Source organism: Streptomyces sp. NPDC008238, from assembly GCF_042956445.1.
In the GTDB taxonomy this organism is placed as follows: Bacteria; Actinomycetota; Actinomycetes; order Streptomycetales; family Streptomycetaceae; genus Actinacidiphila.
Window position 1 is genome coordinate 16,163 of the sequence record NZ_JBIBGK010000042.1, and the last position, 19,197, is coordinate 35,359.

At 72.0% G+C, this 19,197-nt stretch carries 13 protein-coding genes; 6 read left to right on the forward strand and 7 right to left on the reverse strand.

Annotated features, from left to right (window positions below; genetic code table 11):
* Positions 1-57: 57 nt before the first annotated feature.
* Together pntB and ACFZAU_RS39460 are read right to left on the reverse strand one after the other, a co-directional pair.
* Positions 58-1,530 (reverse strand): Re/Si-specific NAD(P)(+) transhydrogenase subunit beta, encoded by a 1,473-nt coding sequence (gene pntB / locus ACFZAU_RS39455; protein ID WP_500556210.1) that lies wholly within the window; start codon positions 1,528-1,530, stop codon positions 58-60.
* A gap of 6 nt (positions 1,531-1,536) precedes the next feature.
* Positions 1,537-3,081, reverse strand: a complete 1,545-nt coding sequence (locus ACFZAU_RS39460; protein ID WP_500556211.1) for a Re/Si-specific NAD(P)(+) transhydrogenase subunit alpha — start codon at positions 3,079-3,081, stop codon at positions 1,537-1,539.
* 328 nt (positions 3,082-3,409) lie between these two features.
* Between ACFZAU_RS39460 and ACFZAU_RS39465 the strand changes: the two genes are divergently transcribed.
* Together ACFZAU_RS39465 and ACFZAU_RS39470 are read left to right on the forward strand one after the other, a co-directional pair.
* Positions 3,410-4,426, forward strand: a complete 1,017-nt coding sequence (locus ACFZAU_RS39465) for a 2-dehydropantoate 2-reductase (protein ID WP_500556212.1) — start codon at positions 3,410-3,412, stop codon at positions 4,424-4,426.
* Between the two features lie 418 nt (positions 4,427-4,844).
* A complete protein-coding gene (locus ACFZAU_RS39470) occupies positions 4,845-5,777 on the forward strand; it encodes a LysR family transcriptional regulator (protein ID WP_499610691.1) in 933 nt (310 codons plus the stop codon).
* A 6-nt stretch (positions 5,778-5,783) separates the two neighbouring features.
* On the opposite strand, the gene ACFZAU_RS39475 is transcribed toward ACFZAU_RS39470, so the two are convergent.
* Positions 5,784-7,427, reverse strand: coding sequence for a FadD7 family fatty acid--CoA ligase (locus ACFZAU_RS39475; protein WP_500556213.1), 1,644 nt, complete (start codon positions 7,425-7,427; stop codon positions 5,784-5,786).
* Between the two features lie 258 nt (positions 7,428-7,685).
* On the opposite strand from ACFZAU_RS39475, the gene oxc reads away from it, so the two are divergent.
* Positions 7,686-9,437, forward strand: coding sequence for an oxalyl-CoA decarboxylase (gene oxc / locus ACFZAU_RS39480; RefSeq protein WP_500556214.1), 1,752 nt, complete (start codon positions 7,686-7,688; stop codon positions 9,435-9,437).
* Between the two features lie 90 nt (positions 9,438-9,527).
* A complete protein-coding gene (gene frc / locus ACFZAU_RS39485) occupies positions 9,528-10,784 on the forward strand; it encodes a formyl-CoA transferase (RefSeq protein WP_499610686.1) in 1,257 nt (418 codons plus the stop codon).
* A gap of 198 nt (positions 10,785-10,982) precedes the next feature.
* Here the strand turns inward: frc and ACFZAU_RS39490 are convergent, their stop codons facing one another.
* Positions 10,983-11,426, reverse strand: a complete 444-nt coding sequence (locus ACFZAU_RS39490) for a PAS domain-containing protein (protein ID WP_500556215.1) — start codon at positions 11,424-11,426, stop codon at positions 10,983-10,985.
* 767 nt (positions 11,427-12,193) lie between these two features.
* Between ACFZAU_RS39490 and ACFZAU_RS39495 the strand changes: the two genes are divergently transcribed.
* Both ACFZAU_RS39495 and ACFZAU_RS39500 read left to right on the forward strand, forming a co-directional pair.
* On the forward strand, positions 12,194-14,416 hold the full coding sequence (locus ACFZAU_RS39495; RefSeq protein ID WP_500556233.1) for a M4 family metallopeptidase: 2,223 nt from the start codon (positions 12,194-12,196) through the stop codon (positions 14,414-14,416).
* 137 nt (positions 14,417-14,553) lie between these two features.
* The gene (locus ACFZAU_RS39500) at positions 14,554-16,989 is read left to right on the forward strand and encodes a helicase-associated domain-containing protein (RefSeq protein WP_500556216.1); all 2,436 of its coding nucleotides are present in this window, start codon (positions 14,554-14,556) and stop codon (positions 16,987-16,989) included.
* 33 nt (positions 16,990-17,022) lie between these two features.
* On the opposite strand, the gene ACFZAU_RS39505 is transcribed toward ACFZAU_RS39500, so the two are convergent.
* From ACFZAU_RS39505 to ACFZAU_RS39515, 3 genes are all read right to left on the reverse strand, one after another.
* Positions 17,023-17,457 carry a ribosomal maturation YjgA family protein gene (locus ACFZAU_RS39505; protein WP_500556217.1) on the reverse strand — a complete coding sequence of 145 codons (435 nt, stop codon included), beginning with the start codon at positions 17,455-17,457 and terminating at the stop codon, positions 17,023-17,025.
* Between the two features lie 173 nt (positions 17,458-17,630).
* Entirely contained in the window at positions 17,631-18,518 is an 888-nt protein-coding gene (locus ACFZAU_RS39510) for an MBL fold metallo-hydrolase (protein WP_500556218.1), read from the reverse strand.
* A 232-nt stretch (positions 18,519-18,750) separates the two neighbouring features.
* Positions 18,751-19,161 (reverse strand): oxidoreductase dimerization domain-containing protein, encoded by a 411-nt coding sequence (locus tag ACFZAU_RS39515; RefSeq protein WP_500556219.1) that lies wholly within the window; start codon positions 19,159-19,161, stop codon positions 18,751-18,753.
* Positions 19,162-19,197: the final 36 nt, after the last annotated feature.

Here is a 19,197-nt window from a genome sequence, read left to right on the forward strand (position 1 = left end):
GGAAGGGGCGGGGGAAGCCGTGCTTCCCCCGCCCCACCGCCGCGGGTGGAGTGCCCGTCAGGCGGGCGCGGGCTGCTGGTCGGTGCGCAGCCCCCGTGCCGCCGCCGAACCGGACTCCGGTGTGCCGAGCGACCGCAGGATGGCGTCCACGCTCTCCTTGGCGTCGCCGAAGAGCATGCGGCTGTTCTCGCGGAAGAACAGCGGGTTCTGGACCCCCGCGTACCCCGAGGACATGGACCGCTTGAAGACGACGACGTTCTCCGCCTCCCACACCCGCAGCACCGGCATGCCGGCGATCGGGCTCGACGGGTCCTCCTCCGCGGCCGGGTTGACGGTGTCGTTGGCCCCGATGACCAGCACCACCGTGGTGTCGCCGAAGTCGTCGTTGATCTCGTCCATCTCGAGCACGACGTCGTACGGCACCCTGGCCTCGGCGAGCAGCACGTTCATGTGCCCCGGCAGCCGGCCGGCCACCGGGTGGACGCCGAAGCGCACCTGCACCCCGCGCCGCCGCAGGGCCTGGGTCAGCTCCGCCACCGGGTGCTGGGCCTGGGCCACCGCCATGCCGTAGCCGGGGGTGATGATCACCGAGGTGGCGTTCTCAAGGAGTTCGGCCGTCTCCTCCGCGGAGGTCTCGCGGTGCTCGCCCTGCTCCTCGTCGCCGCCCGTCGCCGCCTCGACGCCGAAGCCGCCGGCGATCACCGAGAGGAAGGAGCGGTTCATCGCCTTGCACATGATGTACGACAGGTAGGCGCCGGAGGAGCCGACCAGCGCGCCGGTGACGATCAGCAGGTTGTTGTTGAGCAGGAAGCCCGCCGCGGCCGCGGCCCAGCCCGAGTAGCTGTTGAGCATCGACACGACGACCGGCATGTCACCGCCGCCGATCGAGACGACCAGGTGCCAGCCGAGCGCGAGCGCCAGGACGGTGACGGCGATCATCAGACCCAGGTTCGGGGTCACCGTGAACCACACGGTCAGGGCCACGAAGCCGGCCAGCGCCCCCAGGTTGAGGGCGTTCTTCCCGGGCAGCGTCAGCGGACGGGACTTGATGCGCGCCGACAGCTTCAGGAAGGCGACGACGGAACCGGTGAAGGTGACCGCGCCGATGAAGATGCCGATGAACACCTCGGCGTGGTGGATGGCGAGCAGGTCGCCGGCGACCCGGGTCTGCGCCGCGCCGTGCGCCTCCACCTCGTAGTAGCTGTTCCAGCCGACCAGCACGGCGGCGAGGCCCACCAGGCTGTGCAGGACGGCGATGAGTTCGGGCATCTGGGTCATCTCGACCCGGCGCGCCCGCCACAGGCCGACGGCGCCGCCGACGGCCGTGGCCGCCACGATCAGCACGACGGCGTATCCCGGGATGCTCTGCGCCGCGGCGACGACGGTGGCGACCAGCGCCAGCGCCATGCCGCCGATGCCGTACGCCACTCCGGCGCGGGAGGTGCGGTGTTGCGAGAGTCCGGCCAGGCTGAAGATGAACAGCAGCGCGGCGACGATGTCGGCGGCCTGTGCGGCCGTGGTTGCGTTCATCGATCCTCAGCCCTTCGAGAACATGGCGAGCATGCGGCGGGTGACGGCGAATCCGCCGAAGATGTTCACGGTGGTCAACATGATCGCCACGACCGACATCACGGTGACGGCCGGTCCGGCGTGGCCTATCTGCAGCAGTGCTCCGATCACCACGATCCCCGAGATGGCGTTGGTGACCGACATCAGCGGGGTGTGCAGGGCGTGGTGGACCTTTCCGATCACGTAGTAACCGATGACGACGGCCAGCGCGAACACCGTGAAGTTGCCGATGAGCTGAGCCGGGGAGAAGGCGACGAGGACGAACATCGCGATCATGCAGACGCCGACGAGTCCGTAGCGGACGGCCGGCTTCGGGCGTGACTCCTTCGGGGCGGGCGCGGGCGCCGCCGGCGCCGGGGTCTGCCCGGCGGGTGCCGCCGACACCTGGACGGGCGGTGGCGGCCAGGTCTTCTCGCCCTCCCGCACCACCGTGACGGTCCGCTGCACGACGTCGTCGAAGTCGAGCGTCAGCCGCCCGTCCTTGCCCGGTGTCAGCAGTTTGAGCAGGTTGAAGAGGTTGGTCCCGTACAACTGGGAGGCCTGGGCGGGCAGCCGGCCCGCCAGGTCGGTGTAGCCGATGATCGTCACGTCGTTGTCGGTGACGATCGCCTTCCCGCTGACCGTGCCCTCGACATTGCCGCCCTGCGCGGCGGCCATGTCGACGATGACGCTGCCGGGCTTCATCGACGCCACGTCGGCCGCCGTGATCAGCCGGGGGGCCGGGCGGCCGGGGATGAGCGCGGTGGTGATGACGATGTCGACGTCCGCCGCCTGCTCGCTGTAGATCTCGGCGGCACGCCGGTCGTACTCCTCGGAGGTCGCCCGGGCGTAACCGTCGCTGCTCGCCTCCTGGTCCACCTCGACGGCGAGGAACTCCCCGCCCAGGGAACGGACCTGGTCGGCGACCTCGGCCCGCGGGTCGGTGGCCCGGACCACCGCGCCGAGGCTGCCGGCCGCGCCGATCGCGGCGAGGCCCGCCACGCCCGCGCCGGCCACCAGGACCTTGGCCGGGGGCACCTTGCCCGCCGCCGTGACCTGTCCGGTGAAGAAGCGCCCGAAGACATGGGCCGCCTCGATCACCGCCCGGTACCCGGCGATGTTCGCCATCGAGCTGAGCACGTCCATCGACTGGGCCCGGGAGATGCGCGGGACGGCGTCCAGCGCCAGGACGGTGATCGGCCGTGCCGCCAGTTCCTCGACGAGGTCGGGGCTGTGGGCCGGAGCGATCAGCCCGATGAGGGTCGCTCCTTCGCGCAGCTTCTCGATCTCCTCGTGCGAGGGGGCGTTGACCTTGAGGACCACGTCCGCCTGCCAGGCGTCGCCGATCCGCGCGCCCGCGTCCACGTAGGCCTCGTCGGGGAAGCCGGAGGCGGCTCCGGCCTCCGACTCCACGACGACCTCGTAGCCGAGGCCGAGGAGCCGGCGGACGCTGTCCGGTGTGGCCGCCACCCGCGTCTCCCCGGCGGTGGACTCCGTGACGACACCGATCTGCTGAGGGGGTGAATCCGACATCGCTCTCCTTTTCCGTCGCTACCGGCCGACGCCTTCGGCTGCCCGGCCGGGCCGTCGTGCGCAGTGCGTGTTCCCCGGCCTCCTGGTACGGCCGTGCGGGCCCGGGACCGCGTGTGCGGCGAAGCGTTCCCCTGCTGCGTGCTCGATCAACCTGTCCGGGGCCTGTGTGACCCGGTTCATGGCCGGGGGAGACGCCGGAGACCTCCGCCGCGGTGCCGGCCGGGGTGCTGTCCGGTTCCGAGAGCGCGACTTCCCGTGAGGGGACTGTACATCCCCAGAGGGTACTGCATACAGTATTCACTCCCCCTTCGAATGGAGAGGAGTCGCCGTGAAAATCGCAGTCCTCGGAGCCGGTGCGATCGGCGCTTATGTGGGCGCGGCACTGCACCGTGGTGGCGCCGACGTCCACCTGATCGCCCGGGGTGAGCATCTTCAGGCGATACGCGCCCACGGAGTCCGGGTGAACAGCCCGCGCGGTGACTTCGTGGCCAAGCCCCACGCCACGGACGACCCGGAGGAGATAGGCCCCGTCGACTACGTCTTCCTGGGCCTCAAGGCACACTCCTACGCGAGCTCGGGACCGCTGATCTCCCCGCTGCTCGGCGACGACACCGCGGTGGTGGCCGGTCAGAACGGCATCCCCTGGTGGTACTTCCACAAGCTGGCCGGCCCCTACGAGGGGCGGCGGATCGAGGCGGTCGACCCCGGCGGCGCCACCAGCGAGGTCCTGGCGCCGGAGCGCGCCATCGGCTGCGTCGTCTACCCCGCGACGGTCATCGAGTCCCCCGGTGTCATCCGGCACCTGGAGGGCACCCGGTTCTCCATCGGCGAGCCGGGCGGCGGCGTCTCGGACCGGTGCACGCAACTGAGCGAGGCCATGATCGCCGGCGGCCTCAAGTGCCCGGTGGAGCCGAACCTGCGCGACGACATCTGGATCAAGCTGATGGGCAACGTCGCGTTCAACCCGATCAGCGCCCTCACCAGGGCCACCATGGTCGACATCTGCAAGCACCCGCACACCAGGCGGCTGGTCACCCAGCTCATGGAGGAGACCCTCGACATCGCGGCCAGGGTCGGCAGCACCCCCGACATCTCGATCGAGAAGCGGCTTCGGGGCGCCGAGGGGGTGGGACACCACAAGACCTCGATGCTCCAGGACCTCGAGGCCGGCAAGCAGCTCGAACTCGACGCCATCGTCACGGCCGTCGTGGAGATGGCCGACATCTCCGGCGCGGACGCCCCCAACCTGCGGGCCGTCCACGCCGCCACCGAACTGCTGGCGCGCGGCGTCATCGCGGGACAGGAGAACGGCGCCACCGCGCCGGATCCGGCCCCCGCCGCCTGACCCCGGCCTTCCGCGCCGCCCGGCCGTCCCGCCGTCCGTGCCGCCCGACCGTCCCCCCCCGCACCCGATCCCGATCCCGTGTCCCTCCCGTCCCGCACATCCGATCCCGTACACACCCGACCCGCGGAACCCCGGCCCACCGCCGGACGACCGCGGCCGTACCCCCGGAGCCCGGTTCCGTCGCGGCGGCGACGGAACCGGGCCCCGGTCGGGGGCCCGCACCGGTTCGCGGGCACGAACGAGGGCCGCGATCCGGCTCGGTAGGCTTTGCCAGGTCACACCGCAAACAGCTCGTCCGCCGCCGGCCCCCCGGGGACGTCCGCCGCCCCGGGAGCGTCGGGCCGCCGGCACCGACGGCGTTGCGACTCCAGCGGGAAGTGCCGGCAGGGCCGCGGCCCCAGGCAGAGAGGAGTCGTTCATGCTGTTCCGTCAGCTGGAGTACTTCGTGGCGGTCGCCAGGGAGCGGCACTTCGCCCGGGCGGCGGAGTCCTGCTACGTGTCGCAGCCCGCGCTGTCGGCGGCGATAGCCAAGCTCGAACGGGAGCTGAACGTCACGCTGATCAACCGCGGCCACAACTACCAGGGCCTGACCCCCGAGGGCGAGCGGCTGGTGGTGTGGGCCAAGCGGATCCTCGCCGAGCAGGAGGCCTTCAAGGCCGAGGTGGCCGCCGTCCAGTCGGGCATCACCGGCACCCTGCGGCTGGGCACCGAACCCACCGCGTCCACCACCCTGGTCCTCCCCGTCGCCGCCTTCTGCGCGGCCCACCCGCTGGCCAAGGTCCAGGTCCGCTCCCGGCTGTCGACGACCGAACTCCACCGCCAGCTGCTCGCGTTCGAACTGGACGCCGCGATCGCCCACTTCGCCCCGCACGACCGCGAGAACCTGCAGATGATGCCGCTGTACGAGGAGCGGTACATGCTCCTCGCCTCCAGCGACCAGCTGCTGCCGCACACCGACACCATGAAGTGGGCGGACGCGGCCACGATGCCGCTCGCGCTGCTGACCCCCGACATGAGGATCCGCCAGGTCATCGACGACGCCTTCGCCGAGAGCGGGGTCGTGGTGACCCCGCAGGTCGAGACGGACTCGGTGGCCGCCCTCTACGCCAGCGTGGGCGCCGGCGCGTGCGCGAGCATCGTCCCGCACACCTGGCTGCGGGCGATGCCGCCGCTCGGCAGGATGCGGGCCGTGCGCCTGGTCGAGCCGGACGCCAGGGCCAAGGTCTCCGTCGCCATCCACGCGGCCACCCCGGGCTCGGTCGCGGCGCGGGCGTTCATGAACGCCGCGGCCGGCCTGTCGCTGGACGAGTTCTTCGACCAGCCGCTGCCGGCCGAGCACCGCGTCAGATGAGCCGCGTCAGATGAGCCCCGGCCATCCGGGGTCCTGTGCGTAGAGCAGGTCCACCGCCGCCCGGTCCAGCCCTCCTTTCGCCGTGTGCGGGAGCGAGGCGACGACCCGGATCCGGTCGGGGACCTCGAAGGGGGCCAGGCGGCCGCGGCAGTACCGCCGCACCTCCTCGGGCCCGGGCACCTCGGACCCCGGCGCCTCCGCACCGGACAGGACCACGGCCGCGCCGACCCGCTGCCCGTACGTCGCGTCGGGCACGGCGAACACCGCGGCCTCGGCCACCCCCGGGCACCCGGCGAGGACGTCCTCGACGTGCTCGGGCGAGACCTTCTCGCCGCCGCGGATGATGAGGTTCTTCAGGCGCCCGGTCAGGAACAGGTGGCCGTCCTCGTCGAGCGAGCCGAGGTCGCCGGTGCGGAACCAGCCGTCCGCGAAGCCGTGCGCGGTCTCCGCCGGATTGCCGAGGTAGCCGCGGGCCACCGTCGGCCCGTGCACCCACACCTCGCCCTCGCCGCCGGGCGGGCACGGCTTCCCGTCCGGGTCCAGGACCCGCAGCTCGACGCCCACCGGCCGGCCGACCGAACCGTGCTTCAGCGACCCGTGCTGCGGCAGCGGCTCGCTCGTCGCCTGGTGCGCGGACTCGGTCATCCCGTACGCCGACAGCAGGGGCGCGCCCAGGGTGCGTTCCAGCGCCCGCTGGGTGGCCGTGTTGAGGGGCGCGCTGGAACTGCGCAGGAACCTCAGCGGCGGGGTCTGGGGGCCCGGGAGGTCCGTCGCGGCCCGCTCCAGCAGGATCTCGTGGATGGTGGGCACCGCGGTGAACCACGTGGCGCCGGCCGCCCGCATGTCGTCCCAGAAGGTGTGCGCCGAGAACCGTCCGCGCGCCGGCAGCAGCACGCAGCCCCCGCTCGCCAGGGTGGACAGCAGGGCGGCGAACAGCCCGTGCCCGTGGAAGAACGGCATCGCCGCGACGGTCGCGTCGCCCGGACCCAGCTCGTACGTGGCGCACACGCCGCGCACCGAGGCGGCCACCGCGCCGTGCGTCAGCGGGACCATCTTCGCCTCGGTGGTGCCCGCCGTGAACAGCACCAGGGCGTCCTGCGCGACGAGTTCACCGGCCGCGCCCCGCGCGGCGGCCGGTGCGCCCGTACCCGCACCCGGACGTCTGTCCAGCACCGCGGTCGCCGTCCCGGCGGGGGAGAGGTCCACCCGCAGCGTCCAGGCGGGGACGGAGGGCCCCACGGCCGCCGCAGGGGCGCCGCCCGCGACCGGGCCCAGCAGGACGGCCCGCACCCCCAGCGCCTCGAGCCGGGCCGTCATCCGCGGCCCGGGCAGCGCGGGGTCCACGGGGGCGACCACCAGCCCGGCCCGCGCCCCGCCCAGCAACGCCGCGACGAACTCCACGGTGTTGGCGCTGACGAGGCCCACCGGGTCCCCGGGGCGCAGCCCCGCGGCGGTCAGGCGCGCCGCCACCGCGTCGGCCAGCTCGTCCAGGGCCCGGTAGGAGACCTCCGCGCGGTCGGCGCCCGCGATCAGCGCGGGTGCCTGCGGGCGCCCGCGAGCAGGCCAGTCCAGCAGATCGGTCAGGCCCGTCACCGCCGGCGGCCGGTAGCGGTCGGGGTCGCGCACGGATGCTGCGGCCGGAACGGCCATGGCCGCACCTCCTCGCGCCGGGAATGTCTGATGAACCGTCCCCAGCGAGACTGCGCGGGGCGCCGAGCAGCCGTCCAATACGCGCTGCCGAACGGTCGATAGCGGAGGTCTATCAACCCACCTCAACGCCCCTGTGGCGTGCGTCGATAAACGCCGTTTATCGGCTGGTCGCCGATAGGTCTTGGACGCGGCGGAGCGGGCTGCGGATGGTGGGGGAAGCAGCCGCACGCATGACTTGCCCAAGGAGGACCTCGGACCATGACCGCCCCCTCACCACTGGAGACCGCGGCGAACGCCGACGCACCGGCCGAGCTCACCGACGGGTACCACCTGGTCGTCGACGCGCTCAAGATGAACGACGTCGACACCATCTACGGGGTGGTCGGCATCCCGATCACGGACCTCGCACGGCTCGCCCAGGCGCAGGGCATCCGCTACGTGGGCTTCCGCCACGAGAGCAACGCCGGACACGCGGCGGCCGCGGCCGGCTACCTCACCAAGAAGGCCGGCATCTGCCTGACGGTGTCGGCCCCGGGCTTCCTCAACGGACTCGTGGCGCTCGCGAACGCGACGACCAACTGCTTCCCGATGGTGCAGATCTCCGGCTCCAGCGAGCGCCACCTCGTCGACCTCAAGCAGGGCGACTACGAGGAGATGGACCAGCTCGCCGCCGCGCAGCCGTTCTGCAAGGCCGCCTACCGCATCAGCCGCGTCGAGGACATCGGCCGCGGCATCGCCCGCGCCCTGCGCACCGCAGTCTCCGGGCGCCCCGGCGGTGTCTACCTCGACATCCCCGCCGCGGTGCTCGGTTCCATCATGGACGCGGAGGAGGGCGCGAAGACGCTGAGCCGTCTCGTCGACCCGGCGCCGCGCCAACTGCCCGCCCCGGAGGCGGTGGACCGCGCGATCGAGCTGCTGGCCGGCGCGCAGCGGCCGCTGATCGTCCTCGGCAAGGGCGCGGCCTACGCCCAGGCCGACGCGCAGATCCGCGAGTTCGTCGAGTCCACCGGCATCCCCTACGTGCCGATGTCCATGGCGAAGGGCCTGCTGCCCGACGACCACCCGCAGTCTGCGGCCACCGCCCGCTCGCTGGCGCTGAAGAAGGCCGACGTCGTCATGCTGATCGGCGCCCGCCTCAACTGGCTGCTGGGCCACGGCGAGGCGCCGCAGTGGAACCCGGACGCCAAGTTCGTCCAGATCGACATCGAGGCGAAGGAGATGGACAGCAACCAGCCCATCGCCGCCCCGCTCGTCGGGGACATCGAGTCGGTCGTCGAGGCCCTCGTCGAGCGGTCGAAGCCGGGCCGGATCGCCGCGCCCACCGCCTGGCGCGAGGAACTGGGCGCCCGCTCGGCCCAGAACGTCGCCAAGATGGCCGAGCGCCTCAAGGCCGACCCGCACCCGATGCAGTTCATGGGCGCCCTGAAGGCCGTACGCGACGTCATCCACCAGAACCCCGAGATCTACCTCGTCAACGAGGGCGCCAACGCGCTGGACATCGCGCGCAACGTGATCGACATGCACGTACCGCGGCACCGCATCGACAGCGGCACGTGGGGCGTCATGGGCATCGGCATGGGCTACGCGATCGCCGCCGCCGTCGAGAGCGGGGCACCGGTCGTGGCCGTCGAGGGCGACAGCGCCTTCGGCTTCAGCGGGATGGAGATCGAGACGATCTGCCGCTACAAGCTGCCGGTCGTCACGGTCATCATGAACAACGGCGGCGTCTACCGCGGTGACGACGTCAACCCCTACGACGACGCCCCGTCGCCGACCACCCTCATGTCCGCGGCGCGCCACGACGTGATGTTCGAGGCGTTCGGCGGCAAGGGCTACCGCGCGACGACCCCCGCCGAGGTCACCGCCGCCCTCACCGAGGCGCTCGCCTCCGGCGGCCCCGCCCTCATCGACTGCGTGATCGACCCCTCGGCGGGCACCGAGAGCGGCCACATCGCGCACCTCAACCCCAAGGGGATCACCGTCGGCAACATCGTGCCGGCCAAGAAGTGACCGCTTCGCCCGGCGGAGCCCCGTACCCCGAAGCAGCGTTCCCCAGCACCGCACACCCGCGCACCGCGAACAGACAAGAAGGAAGCCACCATGAGTGAAAAGCCGCTCGCCGGGATCAAGGTGATCGACTTCACCGGGGTCCAGGCCGGTCCCGCGTGCACCCAGATGCTCGCCTGGTTCGGCGCCGACGTCATCAAGGTCGAGCGTCCCCAGGGCGGCGACGTCACCCGCAACCAGCTCCGTGACGACCCCGACCTCGACGCGCTGTACTTCACGATGCTCAACAGCAACAAGCGTTCGCTGGCGATCAACACCAAGACCCCCGAGGGCAAGGAGGTCATGGAGAAGCTGATCCGCGAGGCCGACATCCTGGTCGAGAACTTCGCCCCCGGCGCCATGGACCGCATGGGCCTGGGCTGGGACCACATCCACGAGCTCAACCCGCGCCTGATCTTCGGCTCGGTCAAGGGCTTCAACGCCGAGTCGTCCTGGAACGACCTCAAGGTGTACGAGAACGTCGCCCAGGCCGCCGGCGGCGCCGCGTCCACCACCGGCTTCTGGGACGGCCCGCCGACCATCAGCGGCTCCGCCCTCGGCGACAGCAACACCGGCATGCACCTGATGATCGGCCTCCTGACGGCGATCATCCACCGCAACGCGACCGGTGTGGGCCAGAAGGTCTCGGTGTCCATGCAGGACGCCGTGCTCAACCTGACCCGCGTCAAGCTCCGCGACCAGCAGCGCCTGGAGAAGGTCGGCTACCTGGAGGAGTACCCGCAGTACCCGAACGGCGAGTTCGGCGACGCGGTGCCCCGCGGCGGCAACGCCGGCGGCGGCGGCCAGCCGGGCTGGATCCTGAAGTGCAAGGGCTGGGAGACCGACCCCAACGCCTACATCTACTTCACGATCCAGGAGCAGAACTGGAAGCGCACCGCCGAGGCCATCGGCCACCCCGAGTGGGTCGAGGACCCGGAGTACACCTCCGCCAAGGCGCGTCAGTCGCACATCTTCGAGATCTTCGGCGAGATCGAGAAGTGGCTGGCCGACAAGACCAAGTACGAGGCCGTCGACATCCTGCGCAAGTGGGAGGTGCCCTGCGCGCCCGTCCTCAGCATGAAGGAGCTCGCCGAGGACCCCGACATGCGCCGCAGCGGCACCATCGTCGAGGTCGAGCAGAAGAACCGCGGCACCTACCTGACGGTCGGCAGCCCCATCAAGTTCTCCAACTTCACGCCCGAGATCAAGGGCGCCCCGCTGCTGGGCGAGCACGGCAGCGAGGTCCTGGCGGACCTCGGGTACGACGGCAACGAGATCGCGGCTCTGCGCGAGAAGCAGATCATCGTCTGACCCGGCCGCCGGCCCGGACAGTCCCACGGGTGCTCCGCGCGATCCGTGCGCGCGGGGCGCCCGTGCCGCCGTACCAGCGGGCCCCGCGCCCGCGTACGGCGAAGCCCCCGTGTCGTCCCGGCACGGGGGCTTCTTCGCGTTCGCGTTCTTCGTGACGGCCGGGCGGGCAGGAAGGGCCGGCCGGGGAGGTCAGGCCGGTCAGTCCGTTCTGGCCTCGGCCTTGGCGGCCGCCAGTTGCTGGTACAGCTCCTTCTCGTGGGCGCGCCGTTCGGTGACGTCGCGGATGACCGCGCCGACGTAACCGGGGCGCCCCTCGGCGTCGTTCAGCAGCACCACGCTGAACTCGATCGACAGCTTGCGGCCGCCGGCGCCCACGGCGGGGACGGCCAGCAGGTCGTCGTCCCCGTACTTGGTGGTGCCGCTGGCCATGGACTTGTCGAAGCCGTCCCAGTGCCGGCGCTGGTGCCGCTCGGGGATGATCACGTCCAGGCTGCGGCCCATGACCTCGGCGGCCGGGAAACCGAAGATCCGCTCCGAACCGTGGTTCCAGTAGCGGATGAGTCCCTCGCGGTCGATGACGACCACGCCGTCGGGTGCCTGCGCCGTCATGGCCAGCACTACCTCGGGGTCCAGGTCTTCCATGTCTCCTCCGGCCGTCGGCGGTTGTATACAGGCGGACAGCATACAGTCGTCACATCGGAGGCGGCAGGGTCCGGGTCGGGTGCCGTCCTCGCCCAAGTCGGCCGGAACCAGGTTGCCCGACGGCCAGATTGGCCGGAACTCGTCGGGCTGACTCGTGGTGCGACGGCACTCACCGCGCATGTGGGCGCTCGTTGAGGCGCGGCGGGGGGAGTCCCGCCACGGGGCCTTCCCCCTCCCGACGTTCGCCGCCCGCGCGGTCCGCCGCCGGTGCGGGGCGGCTGCCGGGGCGGAGGCGTCGCCTCCTCGGCCGGCATGCCGCTGACCAGCGAAGGAGTGCGACGAGTGCACTCCGTCGTACGGGCCCCTTGGTGTGCGCCGAGAGGCCCCCGGAGCGTCCGACCGGAGAGCGCCGACCTCTGCGAAGGGCCGCGCCCCAGGCGTATCTGACGCTACGTCAACACTGTACTGAATGGCCCTTGACCAGGCAGGCCGTTGATTTGTGACACCGCTGAGCACCGCTCACCGGATTCCGGACAATGATCTCCGCACTCCGTGACAGCGGATTCCGGCCACTGCGACGATCTGGGCTGTGTTCGGGCCACTTCAGGGGGCGAGGGCGGCTCCGACGCGGCCATCCCCCATCCCCGCATCGCCCCCACTCATGAGGAGTCGCAGGAGTGTCCAGCGCTTTCCGCTCCACCCGAGCCGCGTCGTCCGCGGCCCGTCCGTCAGGGCGCAGACGCGCCGTGGCGACCGCCACCGTCACGATGGCCACGCTCGTCGCGTCCGTTCTGGCGCTCCCCTCGGCGGGCGCGCAGGAGAGCACGCGGGGGACCGCGACGGCCACCGCGTCCGGCGCGCGAAGCGTCGTGCTCAGCCCCGTGCAGCGCGGGCAGTTGCTCAGGGCCGCGGCCGGCACGAGCGCCGGCACGGCCGAGTCGCTGAAGCTGGGTGACGAGGAGAAACTGATACCGAGGGACGTCGTCAAGGACGCCGACGGCACCGTGCACACGCGCTACGAGCGCACCTTCGCCGGTCTGCCCGTCCTCGGCGGCGACCTGGTGGTGCACGAGCGGGCCGGTGCCCGGACGGTCACCAAGGCGTCCGCCGCGCCGCTCACGGTGCCGACGACCGAACCCGCGCTCGCTGCGGCGAAGGCACGGAAGTCGGCCCTGGACATCGCCGGCCGGGAGGAGACCCGCGAGGCCGCGGTCGACGGCGCTCCGCGCCTGGTGGTCTGGGCGGTGACCGGCAAGCCGACCCTGGCCTGGGAGTCCGTCGTCACCGGCGTGCAGAAGGACGGCACCCCCAGCCGCCTGCAGGTGGTCACCGACGCGAAGACCGGCAAGCAGCTCTCGAGCGTGGAGCAGATCCACGCGGGTACGGGCACCGGCCAGCACAACGGCAGCGTGCGGATCGGCACGACCCGCAGCGGCGACGCCTTCGAGCTGGTGGACGGCGAGCGCGGCGGCAACGCGGCGTACGACTACGACACCCGCGAGGTCATGACGGACGCCGACGACGTCTGGGGCGACGGCACACCGGCCGACCGCCAGACGGCCGCCGTGGACGCGGCCTACGGCGCCCAGCAGACCTGGGACTTCTTCCAGTCCCGCTACGGCCGCGCCGGCATCGCGGGCGACGGCGTCGGAGCGCGCTCCTACGTCCACGTCGGCGACGGGTACGTCAACGCGTACTGGGACGACGAGTGCTTCTGCATGAACTACGGCGACGGCGAGGACAACGCCCGCCCGCTGACCGCCCTTGACGTCGCCGGCCACGAGATGACGCACGGCATCACCTCGGCCACCGCGGGCCTGATCTACAGCGGCGAGTCCGGCGGCCTGAACGAGGCGACCAGCGACATCATGGGCACCGCGGTGGAGTTCTTCACCAACAGCCCCAAGGACGTGCCGGACTACCTGATCGCCGAGAAGGTCGACGTCTACGGCACCGGCGTGCCGCTCCGTTATATGGACCAGCCGTCCAAGGACGACGTGGGCTACGGCGCGTCCCAGGACTACTGGACCACCGACACCAAGTACCTCGACCCGCACCAGAGCTCGGGCCCGGCGAACCACTTCTTCTACCTGCTCTCCGAGGGCAGCGGCAAGAAGACGATCAACGGCGTCCGCTACGACAGCCCGACCGCCGACGGCAAGGCCGTCTCCGGCATCGGCCGCGAGTCGGCCACGGACATCTGGTACCGCGCGCTGACCGTCTACATGACCAGCACCACGGACTTCGCCGGCGCGCGCACCGCCACGCTGAAGGCCGCCGCCGACCTCTACGGCATGGGCAGCAGGAAGTACGAGGCGGTCGGCGACGCCTGGGCCGCGGTCAAGGTCGGCTACCGCTTCGTCGACCACATCGCGGTCGACAGCACCAACCCGCGGCGGACGGCGACCGGCCAGCAGGTCACCTGGCAGATCCAGGCGCAGAGTTCCCGCCCGGGCGCCCTCACCTACTCCGCCAAGGGCCTCCCGCGCGGAATGTCGATCAACGCCAGGACCGGCCTGGTCTCCGGGACCCCGGTCAAGGGCGGCGAGTTCCGGCCCGCGATCACCGTCAAGGACGCCGCGGGCAACTGCCGTACGGTCCGCTACCAGTGGACCGTACTGGCCTCCGGCGGCGACGTCTTCGTCAACCCGAGCCGGTACGACATCCCCAACTGGGCGGTGATCGAGAGCCCGCTCACGGTCAGCGGCCGCAAGGGCAACGCCCCCGCCGACCTCAAGGTGACGGTCGACCTCTACGCCGTCCACGTCGGCTTCTACGTGATCGACCTGGTCAGCGAGGACGGCCGGGTGATCCCGGTCAAGGGCTGGTCGCAGGGCCCCGCCGCGATCCCGGAACTGCACGAGACGTTCACCGTCGACGCCTCCGCGATCCCGGCCGACGGCACCTGGAAGCTGCGGGTCAGGGACAACACCCCCGGCAACTTCCACGTGCTCCCCGGCTACCTCGACACCTGGCGCCTGGGCTTCTGAGCCCGTCCCCGCGGGGGTGCGGCCCCACGGCACGGCCTGGCGCCGTGCTGTGGGGCCGCGCTCGTTCGTTCACCCGCCGGGCCTGAGATTGTCCCGGGCCTCACCGGGGTCGACTCGCCTTGTTCTAGGCTCGCAGGGTGAATGCGCGCACCGCCCTGGAGAAATGGCTCGCCGGACTCACCGCCGAGCGCCTGACCGTCCTGCTGGAAGAGCGCGAACTGCCGCGTGCCGCCGGCTACACGCCGCTCGCCACGTTCCGGCAACTCTCGGAGCACCTCCTCACCGACGACTCCGTGGACCGGGCCGTCGCCGCGGGGACGGGAGGCGACGCGCAGCTGCTGGCGTGCGTGGCGGCCCGGGCGCTGGAGACGTACGGGCCGGTGCCCGCGGCCGAGCAGCAGGCGTACGCCTGGCGCCCCGCGCCTCCGCCGGTGGACCCCTACACCCGGCTGGTGCCCGAGGCGGAGGTGCTGGACTGGCTCGAACAGGGCGGCACGCCGCGCGAGTCGATCGTTCGGGCGCTGGAACGGCTGCGGGACCGGGCTCTGCTGCTCCCCGCTCCGCGCGGCCAGTTGGCGCTGCCGTCGATCCTGCACGCGTCGGCGGCCCGCATGGACGGCTACGGCAGGCCGGCCGACCTGCTGTTCACACAGGCCTACAACGCGCCGGAGATCAAACGGATCGCCGCCGCCCTCGGTATCGAGCACCGCACCCGCGCGGACGCGCAGACGGCGATCGGCGCCGTGCTCCAGGACCCCGGCCGGGTAAGGGAACTGGTGGCGACTGCCCCGGCGGCGTCCCACGAGCTGCTCGAGCACATGCTGCAGGGACCGCCGCTGCTGCGCACCCACTGCTTCGTCTCCCGGTCCGGCGGCTACGGCGGGCCGGACCGCAAGTACACCTTCCGGGACGGCGGCAGCGGCGACGAGGGCACCGACTGGCTCGCGGAACACGGCATGGTCGTGCCGGTGGGCACCGATCTGGTGGAACTGCCCTACGAGGTGGGCCACGCACTGCGCGGGGAGCAGCCCGAACCCGCGCCGAGCCTGGACCCGGAACCACTGACGTCCGTCGCGCCGCTGCCCCGCGACTGGGCTGGCCGGGGCGCGGTGGCGGCAGGGGCCGCCGCATGGCGCGCGGAACTGGTGATGCGCGAACTGGCCGCAAATCCGGTCGCGGTGCGCAAGGCGGGCGGCATCGCGGTACGCGACACCAAGAGGCTGGCCAAGGCGGCCGGGACGAGCGAGGAACACACCCGGTTGTGGCTCGACCTGGCGGTGAACGCGGGCCTCGCCGCCCCCCTGGCCGAGGAGGAGAAACCCGCCGCTCGCGGCCGGGGGCGCCGGCGACCCGCCGCTCCGCCGCGGCCGGCGCGGCTGCTGCCCAGCGAGCGCTACGACGCGTGGGCCGCGGCCACCCCAGCCGGGAAGCTGCTGCCGCTGGCAGCGGCCTGGGCCGTCGTCCCCCTGGTGTTCACCTACTGGCCGGACGACGACGAGACCCCGGTCGCCCTGGTCAGCCCCCAGGACCCGTACGCGGTGCCGCTGCGGCACGGCGTGCTGCAGGCGCTGGCCACGGTGCCGGACGGGTACGGGCTGACCGCCGGGGACGACGGACACGGCGAACTCCTCGAAGGAGCCGTCTGGTTCCGGCCGACGCTGATGGCGCCCTACGACGACGAGGACCTGGAAGGGCGGCTCGAGGCCACGCTGGCCGAGGCGGAGCTGCTCGGCCTGGTGGCCCACGGCGCGCTCACCGAGGTCGGCCGGGCGGTCGCCGGTCTCCTGGACGCCGGGGCCGCCCGCCACTACCCGGCCGTTCCCGGCGCGGACGCCGACCCGGCGGCCGAGGGCGCCGACCGGCTGGGGGAGGGACTGGCCGAACGGCCGGTCCTGGCCAAGGCGGTGGCCGCGCTGCGCGAAGCCCTGCGCTCGACGCTGCCCGCGCCCAGCACCACGGCCCGGTTCCAGGCCGACTCCACGGCGACGGTCACCGGCACCCCCGCCCCCGAGCTGGCGGCACTGCTGTCCGCGGTCGGCGACATCGAGTCCGAGGGGCACGCCGTGGTCTGGCGCATCACGCCCGCCTCTCTGCGCCGCGCCTTCGATGCGGGATGGGACGCCGACGGGATCCTCGAGCGCCTGACCGCCGTGGCACACCAGGGAACCGGACTGCCGCAGCCGCTGGCGTACACGGTCAAGGACGTCGCCCGGAGCCACGGACGGCTGCGCGTGGTGCGTTCGGCGTGCTGCATCCGCTCCGAGGACACGGCCCTGGTCGAGGAGGTCGCCCGGGCGCGGGGTCTGGCCGGACTGGGTCTGCGGAAGATCGCGCCGACGGTGCTGATCTCCACGGCGGCGCCGGACGAGACGCTCGCCGCCCTGCGCGCCGCCGGCTACGCCCCGGCCCTGGAGGCGGAGACCGGCACGACCGTGCTGGAACGCGTACCGGAGGAGCGGTCGCGGCCGATGGTGCCCACGCTCGACCAGGCGCATCCGCAGTACGGCGAACCGGTGCGCGGAGTCCCGTCCTCGGCGCGGGAGATGGCGGTGTTGCTGACGGCGGGGCGCTGAGCGATCAGCCCCTGGCCCGGCGCGCGGCGGGCGTCAGCCGCGCACGGAAGGCCGTCGTGCGGGGACGGAGCGCACCGCGGCGAGAACGAGTCCGCCCACGGCGGCGCCGACGGCGTACCAGAGCAGATCCGGCGCGTTGAAGGTGGAACCGAGCACGAGGCGGGCGATGCCGCTGCGCCGGGAGAGCTCGGCCGGGATGTCGCTGAGCTGCAGGAACTCGACGGCGCAACTGAACGCCAGCGCACTCACGGCGGCCGTCAGGGGCGTGACCCGCGGGGCCAGCAGGACGACGAGCGCGAGGACCAGCACGGTGTAAAGCGCGTCGCCGCCGTACTTGGCGACGTTCCCGTCGGCCACCACCCTGAGCGCCAGCCCCGCGCCGACGGTGACCACCGAGGCCGCGGCCGCCGCCAGGCGGATCCGCACTGGGTCGGCGGCGCGTTCACGAGTTCGGGAGAGGAGGAGCACGTGGGCATTGTGCCGGACGTGCGCCGTGCGCAGCGGGCGTGACCGCTGCGCAGGCTCCCCTGGGATTCCCGTTGTCTGTCGGCCGGTCGGTGGTCGAGCGGGTCGTGGTGTTGCCGCGGTGGGTCGCGTCCGGGCGGGTGCCCGTCGGGTGCCGAGGTTCCCGCGCACGCTGCTCATCGGGCGTTCAGCACGGCAGGGACGTTGACCTGGCGGTGGATGGATTCGTACATGCTGTAGCCGCTGTATTCCCTCATCTCGAGGGCTTCGCGGGCCTGTTCGTCGGACAGTCCTTTTTCGTGGGCGTCCCGTCCCAGGCCGGTCAGTTCCTCGAGGTAGGCGATCGAGTGCATGATGTCCGCACGGCGCATGGTGCGGCCGTGGCCCGGCACGATCAGGGTGTCGTCGTCGAGGATGTCGTAGAGGCGCCGGTAGGTGACGAGTGCCTCGTCCGCCCGCCCCTCCAGCAGCCACGGGAAAGCCGGGGGCGGCGCCTGCAGCATGTTCCCGACGAAGACGATGTTGTCCTCGCGCATGCGGACGACCAGGTCGCCGTCGGTCTGGGCGAAGCCGATGTGGTCGATGTCCACGTGCTTGCCACCCAGGTCCACGGAGCACGGCCCGGACACCGCGACGTCCGCCGAGCGGGCCACCACCTCCTCGATGCCGGCGTTCGGGCCGAGCAGTTCGATCATGAAGGCGCGGTCCTGCTCGAAGAGCTCGTCAATCACGCGCTTGGTCGCCTCATGGTGGATGATCACCGTCTGTGACGGGAAGGCGAAGTTCCCGAAGCAGTGATCACCATGGAAACTGGTGTTTACCAGGAATCGAATGGGCAGCGGGGTCACCGTGCGCACCGCGCCGCTGACCTGGGACGCCAGACGGCCGTTGCTCAGCGATTCGACCACCAGTACTCCCGAGTCGCCGACGGCGAACCCGGCGTTGGTGGCGGTGTGGTCGGTGTCGTCGACGTCCGCGGCCATGACCGCGTACACGCCGTCGGCGAGTTCGCGCGTGTGCATGCGGACGTCGCCGAGTTCGAAGGGCCTGTTCTTCTGCTGCATGGTTCTTTTCTCTTCCGGAAGGCGGGTCGGCTCGTCGCTCTCGCTCGGCGTCCGCACGGCTCGAGCCACCCGGACCCTTCCTGACGTGTGCGCGGAGCCCCGTCGAGCTGCGGGCCTGTCCTATTTGTCTCACGGCCCGAAGGCAGGTGCATCCTGCCCCGACGCGGGTCTCCGTCGACGCCGCGGGAAGGGCGTCACGGCCTGCGAGCGTGCCGCGGGTGGGTCGGTCCGGTCAGGTGATGACCTTGTCGAAGACCTCGTTGAGGGCTTCGGTCGAGCTCGGGTGGGTGTAGATCGCGTCGCGGAGCTGCGTGGCCGTGATGTGGTGCCGCATCGCCAGCGCGACGGTGTTGACGATCTCCTGCGCGTCGATGCTGAGCAGGGCGGCCCCGAGGATCAGATCGGTGTCCGGGTCCACGATGAACTTCATGACCCCGCGGGTCTCCTCGACCGTGTAGGCGCGGGGCATGGCCACGATGTCCGCGACCTTCTCCCGCGAGACCTTGATGTCCAGCCCCTGCGCGCGCGCCTGGCTCTCGGTGAGTCCCACCGTGGCGAGCGGTGGTGTGATGAACAGGGTGTGGGGTACGGCCCTGCGGTCGCCCGTGGAGCGCTTGCCCTCGCCCAGGAGCTGGTCCAGCACGATTCTCCCGGGCCTTCCGGGCCCACCTCGGCACGA